The organism is Methylobacterium sp. (genome assembly GCF_019750675.1).
Taxonomy (GTDB): domain Bacteria; phylum Pseudomonadota; class Alphaproteobacteria; order Rhizobiales; family Beijerinckiaceae; genus Methylobacterium.
In genome coordinates, this window is sequence record NZ_JAIEOF010000377.1 from 1 (window position 1) to 3,101 (window position 3,101).

Here is a 3,101-nt window from a genome sequence, read left to right on the forward strand (position 1 = left end):
GGGTTCGGACTAACCCGCCTCGGCCGCCGCCCAGATCGCCGCGACGGCGGCGCGCGCCTTCGCTCCGTGAGCCTTGGCGCCGTTCCGGTAGAGCCGGATCTCCAGGGGCACTTCGGGTCCGGCCACGACGAGGCGGCCCTCGGCGAGTTCGCGGACGACGAGGCTGCGCGGCACGAAGGCGAGGCCGTGCCCTTCGAGCGCCATGCATTTCAGGGCCTCGGCCATGGGGTTGGCATGGACCACCGGCCCCATCGGCAGGCCGAGCGCGGCCTCGGCGAGATGGCTGACGCGGCCGAGGAAGGAATCGCGTCCGTAATCGAGGCGCGGGAGCGGCCCGCCCTCGGCCAGAGCCGGGCTCCGCACCGCGACCAGCGCATCGGCACCGACCACCCGGTGGGGATAGAGCTCCGGGTCGAGGGGGATCGGCACGCCCGGATGGTGGAAGGTCAGGAGGAAGTCGGAGCCGCCCTCCACCAGGGCCTGGAGGCAGTCGTGGAAATCGTCCGGCTGGAGCCGCGTCGCCACCGGTCCTGTGCGTGCGGTCAGGGTCCGGAACCAAGCGGGGAAGAACGTCAGCGCGAGGGTGTGCAAGCCGGCGATGCGCACCCCGGGTTCGGCCGAATCGAGGCCGGCGCGCAGGTCGGCCCTCGCCCCGAGGAGCACCCGCACGCTTTCCTCGGCGGTGTCGCGGAAGCGGCGCCCCTCCGGGGTCAGGGTGGTCGGGTAGGTGCTGCGGTCGACGAGGCTCACCCCGAGCCAGAGTTCCAGGGCGCGGATGCGCCGGCTGAAGGCCGATTGGGTGACGTGGCGGGCCTCCGCCGAGCGGGAGAAGCTGCGGGTCTGGGCGAGGCTGAGGAAATCCTCCAGCCACTTCAGCTCCACGGACGCCTCCGGACCTACGCCAGGTCGCGCACCACCACCCGGCCGCGCTCGGCCGAGAGGGCGAGGCGGCCGCCCTTGAGGGCGAGCGCCTTCTCGCCGAACAGCGCCCGGCGCCAGCCGTGCAGCACGGCCACGTCCGCCGCGTCGTCCTCCGCGATGGCCTCGAGGTCGTCCACCGTGGCGATGATCTTCGGGGCGACGCCCTCCGTCTCGCACACGGCCTTCAAGAGGACCTTGAGCAGTTCGACGAGGGCCCCGTTGCCGCCGCGGCTGCGGGCGCGCTCGGGGAGCGCGATGTCCGAGAGGTCGCGGGCAAAACCCCGCTCCACCGCCGCCAGGATGTCGGTTCCGGTGCGCGAGCGCTCGAAGCCGGCGGGGATCGAGCGCAGGCGGCCGAGCGCCTCGACGTTGCGCGGGGCCGAGGTCGCGACGTCGATCACCGCCTCGTCCTTGAGGATGCGCCCGCGCGGCACGTTGCGGCTCTGGGCCTCGCGCTCGCGCCAGGCGGCGACCTCCATCAGCACGGCGATCTCGCGGGGCTTGCGCATCCGCCCGGCGAGGCGCCGCCAGGCGGAAGCGGGATCGGCCTTGTAGGTCTCCGGCGAGGTGAGCACGCTCATCTCCTCGTCGAGCCACTCGCCGCGGTCGGTGGAGAGGAGCTGACCCGCCAGCACCTCGTAGACCTTCACCAGATGGGTGACGTCCGAGAGGGCATAGCTCAGCTGCGCGTCCGAGAGCGGCCGGCGCGACCAGTCGGTGAAGCGCGAGGACTTGTCGATCTTGGCCTTGGCCACGTCGTTGACGAGCTGCTCGTAGGAGACCGAGTCGCCGTAGCCGCAGACCATGGCGGCGACCTGGGTGTCGAAGAAGGGCTGGGGCAGCAGGCCGCCGAGGAGCCAGATGATTTCCAGGTCCTGGCGGGCGGAATGGAACACTTTCACCACGCCCTCGTCGGCCATCAGCGCGAAGAACGGCGCGAGGTCGAGGTCGGGCGAGAGCGGGTCGACGAGCACGCCCGAGCCGTCCGGCGATGCCATCTGGATGAGGCAGAGCTTCGGATAGTAGGTCGTCTCGCGCATGAACTCCGTGTCGACGGTCACGAAGGGATGCGCGGACAGGCGGGTGCAGGCCTCGGCCAGGGCCGCAGTGGTGGCGATCAGATTCATAGAATCGGCTATACCGAAGGTTCTCGCCTCAGGCGAGGGACGCCGGACCCGGTCACCAGAATTCGAGGCCGCGAATACCTCTAGCGCGAATACCTCTAGGCGGCGACCTCGCGCGGCCCGGCGCGCGTCTTCACCGGCCGGCGCCGCGCGGAGAGCGCCCGGATCTGGGCTGCGCGCTCCCGGCGCTGCGCCTCGGCCCGGGCCAGGAGCCAGTCGAGAATGCCGGCCTCGATCCGCGTGGTGCTCGCCGGATCGGTGAGCCGGCGGATGCGGTCGGCGCGAAAGCCCCGGTAGCCGCCCCGCCCCCGGTCGATACCGCCCAGGAGCGTCCGGCCCGGCCCGAGCTTCAGCGCGCGCGCCTCGACCCGCCGGGTGCTCCAGGCCCCGCGCGAATCCTCGTAGACGATCTCGAAGGTGCCCTCGAGGGGCAGGACGCGCCACCGGCCCTCCTGCCGCTCGCCCGTCGCGGGCGCGGCCCCGGAAGCGGCCTCGTGAGCCGCCCCGGCCTGCCGCAGAATATCGAAAAAAGCGTTTGAATTCATAGGCCTGATATGGGAATCGCCGGGTGATTCCGGAAGGGTTCCGGGCCTGGATCCGCCGGGTTTCGGCGGCCTTCAGGCCTCGCCCGCGCATCGCCGTCGCCTTGACTTCACCTCCCCCGCGTGAATGGTGCGCCGCTCAATCCCCAAAGCCCGTGATCCGTCAGCCCGTTATGCAGCAGCCCGCCATGCACCGTTACCGGACCCATACCTGCGGGGCGCTCCGGCCGTCCGACGTCGGCGAGAGCGTCCGCCTCTCCGGCTGGTGCCACCGCATCCGCGACCATGGCGGCGTGCTGTTCATCGACCTGCGCGACCATTACGGCCTGACCCAGTGCGTGGTGGATTCGGATTCGAAGGCCTTCCAGGCCGCCAACGCGGCGCGCTCGGAATGGGTCATCCGCATCGACGGCCGGGTCCGCACCCGCCCCGCCGGCACCGAGAACCCCGACCTGCCCACCGGTACGCTGGAGGTCTACATCGACGACCTCGAGGTGCTCGGCCCCGCGGGCGA

Annotated in this window: 4 protein-coding genes; 1 reads left to right on the forward strand and 3 read right to left on the reverse strand. The window is 71.6% G+C overall.

The window, feature by feature from the left end; all coding sequences use genetic code 11:
* Nucleotides 1–9 precede the first annotated feature (9 nt).
* The 3 genes from K2X24_RS19450 to K2X24_RS19460 form a co-directional block, all read right to left on the reverse strand.
* Nucleotides 10–882, reverse strand: coding sequence for a LysR family transcriptional regulator (locus K2X24_RS19450; RefSeq protein ID WP_292500169.1), 873 nt, complete (start codon nt 880–882; stop codon nt 10–12).
* Between the two features lie 14 nt (nt 883–896).
* Entirely contained in the window at nt 897–2,048 is a 1,152-nt protein-coding gene (rnd, locus tag K2X24_RS19455) for a ribonuclease D (protein ID WP_238280588.1), read from the reverse strand.
* Between the two features lie 95 nt (nt 2,049–2,143).
* Complete coding sequence (locus K2X24_RS19460; protein ID WP_292500171.1) at nt 2,144–2,590, reverse strand: hypothetical protein; 447 nt, start codon at nt 2,588–2,590, stop codon at nt 2,144–2,146.
* A gap of 185 nt (nt 2,591–2,775) precedes the next feature.
* On the opposite strand from K2X24_RS19460, the gene K2X24_RS19465 reads away from it, so the two are divergent.
* A partial coding sequence (locus K2X24_RS19465) for an OB-fold nucleic acid binding domain-containing protein (protein ID WP_292500173.1) occupies nt 2,776–3,101 on the forward strand: 326 nt, incomplete at its 3' end.

What these genes read in the sequence shown, in the direction of transcription:
- rnd (WP_238280588.1), bottom strand. Translation starts at nt 2,048, where the DNA reads ATGAATCTGATCGCCACCACTGCGGCCCTGGCCGAGGCCTGCACCCGC.
- K2X24_RS19460 (WP_292500171.1), bottom strand. Translation starts at nt 2,590, where the DNA reads ATGAATTCAAACGCTTTTTTCGATATTCTGCGGCAGGCCGGGGCGGCT.